Raw genomic sequence first — 5,774 nt, 5'->3', positions numbered from 1 at the left:
GCATAGGCGGCTCGACCAAGATGAGCGTTCCGTAGAACACGCTCTCTGACCGCGCCACCTGTGATGCGACCCACTCGGACACGGGCGCTCTTTCTCTTGGGCAGGCGAGTTCAGATCCCGAGCTAGCACCAGAGGCGGCTATGAGAACCATCAAGAGCCAACGCTGCATGTGCGACACCTAACGCCTGAGTTAAGCCGCGCTGCGTAGTGAAGCGAACACATGGCAAGCTCTACCTGCCATGTGGCTCGCGTAACGAAGCGGCGTCGGCTTGAACGAATTGTTGGACGCCAACTCTATCCGAAGCTGGCGCGCTTGCCACCTGCGGCACTGCAACCCGAAGACGGGGCCGCAAGTGAGCCGGAACCTCCGGCCCGCTCATTCCGAAGCCGAGAATATGCGGCCTCGCGGCCACGAAGTCTCACCGTGAACTGTCCTAATGCGACCGCCTGGACGAAGCACGGCGCGGATGGAGCAAACGGACAATCCGAAGCTACCGAAGTAGCGCAACACTGCCTCAATCGCGTGCGAGACGTTTCAACGAAGCTCTCGCACGCGCCGGAATGTCACGACCGTGCGCTCTGATACTTGTGCGAAGCCGAGTGCACGGCCTGCCGGAAACAACAACCTGCGAGCTCTAAGCGGCCAACGCCAGAATTAAGCCGCGCCGCGAAGCGGCGTCGGCTTGAATGAATTGTTAGGCGGCAGCGCTGGTGCCCCAAATGAGTGGCCCAACAAGCGCAAACGCTATGCCTACTGCAAAAAGAACGTATACGAGAGCGAAGAATCGGTCAGCGGCCAAGCCAGAAGTAAAGACAAACGAGGCATCTCTTGGCTCTCGGCCCTTCAACCTAACAAATAATGCTCGGCATGCGCGAAACAGGAAGAGATGCAAGAGCGGAATTGAGGATGCGACAGCAATGACTATATCTATCACCCCGAACAGAGCGGCGCCCCAGGCAACCAATGTAACCACCAGCGCCGAAACGCTCAGCTGGAACCAGCGCTTCGGGTTGTTAAGAGCGGCGACCTTTCCCAGATAGAGAAGGCCAGGGACGAGCATGGTCGAGATCGCAATGAGTGCACTGATGTTCAATCTGCCGCCTAACGCCTAAGTTAAGCCGAGACGCGTAGTGGAGCAAAGCACATGGCAAGCTTTACCTGCCATGTGCTTTGCGGAACGAAGCGGCTTCGGCTTGAACGCATTGTTAGGCCGCTATGCGATTGCGCTCATTTGGTGTGATGTGCGGAAAGCCACCGTCACCGTATGAGCGAAGTACTTCTGATATGACGATGTGATACCCCTTGTACCACCGAGCGTATTGCCTTTTCGCTTCTTGGTGTGTTGGATGAGTCGAGAACGCCTTTAACGTGTCCAAGTCATTCCAGTAGTAGTTTGCGCACTTGCGTGAGCCATCCTGAGATTGCCAGGAATCGACGCCCAAGAACCCTGGCAGTGAGCGCGCAACTTCATCGATCAAGCCATTGAGGCGATGGAACTCTGCATCGTAGATGCCCGGCTCCCAAGTGAACATCGCACAGTACACGGTGAACTCTCCTTAGCGACCTAACGCCTGAATTAAGCCGCGCCGCGAAGCGGCGTCGGCTTGAATGAATTGTTAGGCGCGCAGCGACGCCGCCACAAGCCCAACACCGTAAAGAGCACGATTGCCGCCAAGCTGGCCCAAGGAGCGATGAAGCGAACCATGCCCGCTTCCGCGAGAATTGCCGGGCCGATGTCAAAACTAAGCGTTTCCCACGCAGATGAGCCGAACCACGCTGCGCTCACGGGAAGCACTGCCAAGAGTGCCCAAGGAAATCTCCGAGCGGCGAAGTAACTAAGAGTGCAGGCGATGAGCGCCGACCAGGACAGGACAGAGAGAGATGGCTCCTTGTCCATGATCTCCGCATGTGCAGTGAGCGGAATAAGCAGCAGTATTAGCAGAAGTCTCATGCGCGCCTAACGCCTGAGTTAAGCCGAACCGCGTAGTGGAGCCAACAACATGGCAAGCTCTACCCGCCATGCTGTTGGTGTAACGAAGCGGTTTCGGCTTGAACGAATTGTTAGGCCCCGCGCACGTGCTCTAGCTGCTTGATCAAGTGCGCCGGGCCTTTGATGGATAAGCCTATATACGTCTCTGACGTGGCGATGAGTTCACCATCCGGAAGCCCAATGCGAAAGGTGATGACCTCTTGGGATCCGGCGACAACATGGGAAGCCTCGGACATTGTGCCCCTCGCGGCAAGAACAGCAGACTTCAACCGGGCAAGAAGCTCTGAGTCCCCCTCGGGGCCAAGTATCATCTCTTCAGTTGCCGAATTCTTCATGCGGGGCCTAACGCCTGAGTTAAGCCGACTTGCGTAGTGGAGCCAAAGCCATGGCAAGCTTTTTCTGCCGTGGCTTTGGTGTAACGAAGCAAGTTCGGCTTGAACGAATTGTTAGCGCGCCCTGTGGAGTCTGACCGAGCGTGCACACACAAAAAACCACGCAAGAAAAATTACACTGAATAGAAAAATGTAGAAGTACGTCGCCCAAAAGGAAATTGGATGTACGACTACCGAAATCCATCCCTCGTCCTCATAGAATGAACGCGGGCAGCGCCGTGCCTTGCGCAAGCATTTTATCTTTCCAGTGACAAGTACTTGGTAAGAAATGTAAAAGGCCAAGCCAGCGTAAATTGCGGCCTGAACTACCCCGAGCCAAGCGCCAGAACTGCTTCGCGGCCGCAATTTTGCTCTAGGCCAAAAGAACTGACACAGCCAGCCAGTCGCGAGCGTGATTAAAAATAGCAGACCCATGCCTATAGGGTCGGCGCTGTATGTCTTGACGCGTTGATACATCAAGTACAGTTCTTCGATGGATGCTTGCGTTGGGTCCATGCGCTAACGCCTGAGTTAAGCCGACTTGCGTAGCGAAGCCGACAACGTGGCAAGCTTTACCTGCCACGTTGTTGGTGTAGCGAAGCAAGTTCGGCTTGAATGAATTGTTAGGCCTCAGCTTCGGGCTGGGCCCAGTGGACGCCTATCTGCTCGCCATCAAGGCTGGCGGCGACTGCGGCGACTGCGGCGAGCCGGGAGCGATTGGCGCCTTTGTAGTGCTCACGCATTGGATCAATTGCGTCAACGTTCACGAAGAACCCCAGCGGATAGTGAAGTGTGTCAAACATCTGATCCAACTTCTCGAAGTCATCGCGAGCCTCCGCAACCGAAGCTTGTCGCTTAAGCGCCCAAACGGCAAAGTTGTTTGCTTTGACATTGGCGTGAGAGTGCTCCACAGGAATATGAAAAATGATGTCCGGGCGCTGCCACAGCTCGTGACGCGCGCTCTTTTGGTACTCCATCTCCAGGATCGCGCCGTCCGCTATCAAACCGGCGCGATCTAACTCCGCTTGGAGCGCGCAATAGAAGCGCCCATGGAACCCTCGCTCTGTCCGAAAGAAGCGAGTGGCATCAACGCTACGAATGGCTGCTTCTGTGGCGGCAACTAGAACTTCACGCATCGGTATACCTGCTCTGAGGCCTAACGCCTGAATTAAGCCGACCCGCGAAGCGGGTTCGGCTTGAATGAATTGTTAGGCCCTTGCCGGTTTTTAGCTACTAGAAAAGTTATGGGCACTTTGTAGACCACTCTGCTTGGAACTCTGCTTGACCTTCCGGTGAGCTAGACCCGTCGAATAGTGTCCTGCCCCCACGACCAGCGCTATTTACCGTAGTAATGAAACGCTGCTGGACGTTGTTGAGCGCGAGTGGGCCATCACCTGGACGGTTGAGAGTGCTAGTGCCGCATACGTAGTAGAAGCCACCGCCAGGCTCATGCAGTTTGACGCTTGACTCGGTAATGGCGATGGAAATATCAGCGGCGACTTGGCGTCGCATGATCTCTTGTGCCGCTGCGATCTTGCTCGCAGATGTTTCAGCGCAGCCAGATGCGAGTAGAACCACAGCCAATGTAGTGATCTTGCTACAAATTCTCATCGAACTCTCCCCAAGGGCCTAACGCCTGAATTAAGCCGCGCCGCGAAGCGGTGTCGGCTTGAATGAATTGTTAGGCATCACCGACTCACCTCGATGCGGTTGAGCTTACCCTCTTGTTGATAGAACGCGGGGAGGCTTGCCGCTCGGGAGATCAGTGCGACGTCAATGATGTCTTGAACTGTCGCCTCTTGGTCGTAGAGCAACACCACCGATGTAATTCCCTCGGAATGCTTAGCTGCTCGAATAGCATCCCCCATACGATCTACCGAATAGTTTCGACCACGCCAAGTGAACTCTTCCCCAGGCGCTGCGGAAATCTCAGCAGGAAACTCGCCTGCGACAGGCTCCGACCGCGCCACCGATGCGCAGCCGGTCGCGAGGACCAACCCGGCCAAGAGTGCTTTTTGTACGGCGCCCATAGTTGTCCCCTGTGATGCCTAACGCCTGAATTAAGCCGACCCGCAACGTGCCAGTCGGTGAGTTGCAGTGGTTGAACAACGACACATTTGACCGAAGCGACGAAGCGGGTTCGGCTTGAATGAATTGTTAGGCGCCAGCTACCGCTAAATGGCGCTTGCTTGCTCCTGCCTCACCAATCAGATTGGCCAGTACAGTACTTTTCTAGTCCCATGTCTGCGAGTTGGCTCCGGATATTGTAGAAGTCAGCACATGCCCCCGGTACGTCCTCGGGATTGAGCAGGCTCTTGGCGATACCGCGCAGTAAAACCATCGTCGCGTCGCCAGGAGTTGCCGTGAGGTACACATTGAAGTCTTCAATCGCCCCCGGGTAGTTCTTAAGGCTATATCGCGTGTTGCCCCTGTGTTTGTAGAACTCGGACGACTCTGGCACCGCTTGAATAGCCTGAGTGAACTCTTTCTCCGCCGCCTCCAGCTTTCCACGCTTCGCCAAGGAAAGACCCTTGGCGTAGTGGCGTTCTACATCGGCTGGTAGTGGCTCTGCCGAGTGTGCAACCCAAGACGACACCAAAAGAAGTGCGAGCACTACTGCTACAAGGATGCGCATGGGTCTCCCTCTGGCGCCTAACGCCAGAATTAAGCCGAGCCGCGAAGCGGCTTCGGCTTGAATGAATTGTTAGGCCGCTGCCGACCCATGGTGAGCGATTAGAGCCTTGAGGCTCGAAAGGCTGCCGCACATTGCAAGTATGACCGCCTTGAACTCCCTACCCTCAGGCGTGCCAAGACGATCCAAGATGGCCTTAACGTCAGGGTTGTCGTGCGTGACGAACTTTATGAGGCTCTTAACTTTCTCGTCAAGGGATCGTGGTTCCAAGTTATGCGCCAGATCATTACGGATGCCATTGAGTCGCTTAGATGCATCCCAAATCCATGGCTCTAGGGAACTGTACTTTGTCATTGCTTGGACCAAACAAATTATTTGGTGGCACTCAAAGCTAGTACCCCGATTGCCCTTTAGTGAGTCGGGATAGGCAAGCAGCATGGCAAATACCTCCCGCATCAGCTCCTCGACGAGTAAATGACCCTTAAGAACTTGGAGGGTCAAGTCCGCCCCGTCGGGGTAGTGCTGCTCTATGCGGAGCATGTCGGGGTGAAGTTGCTCATTCATAGCGGCCTAACGCCTGAATTAAGCCGCGCCGCGAAGCGGCGTCGGCTTGAATGAATTGTTAGCTGCCATTCGCGGCAACTGGCGGAGCATGCTTGATAAATCTGCGCTCATCAGATACGTAGCCGACAGACTGGTAGAAGGCATGTGCAATTGGTCGGTGATCTCCACTCGTGACCTCGACTCTTCGGGCGCCGGCGCTCCAGGCCCAGTCTTCTA

General features: G+C 55.5%; 4 protein-coding genes. All 4 read right to left on the bottom strand.

Going from position 1 to position 5,774, the window contains the following annotated elements; genetic code table 11:
* Positions 1-1,206 precede the first annotated feature (1,206 nt).
* Positions 1,207-1,533 carry an antibiotic biosynthesis monooxygenase family protein gene (locus tag ACW7G5_RS14475; protein WP_457005671.1) on the bottom strand — a complete coding sequence of 109 codons (327 nt, stop codon included), beginning with the start codon at positions 1,531-1,533 and terminating at the stop codon, positions 1,207-1,209.
* 1,452 nt (positions 1,534-2,985) lie between these two features.
* Entirely contained in the window at positions 2,986-3,498 is a 513-nt protein-coding gene (locus ACW7G5_RS14470; protein WP_457005670.1) for a hypothetical protein, read from the bottom strand.
* A 552-nt stretch (positions 3,499-4,050) separates the two neighbouring features.
* Entirely contained in the window at positions 4,051-4,392 is a 342-nt protein-coding gene (locus ACW7G5_RS14465) for a hypothetical protein (protein ID WP_457005669.1), read from the bottom strand.
* 170 nt (positions 4,393-4,562) lie between these two features.
* Entirely contained in the window at positions 4,563-4,997 is a 435-nt protein-coding gene (locus ACW7G5_RS14460) for a tetratricopeptide repeat protein (RefSeq protein WP_457005667.1), read from the bottom strand.
* Positions 4,998-5,774 lie beyond the last annotated feature (777 nt).

It is taken from the genome of Luteimonas sp. A501 (assembly GCF_054052085.1).
The sequence above is the reverse complement of the archived record's forward strand: the minus strand, read 5'-3'. Positions and strand labels throughout refer to the sequence as shown.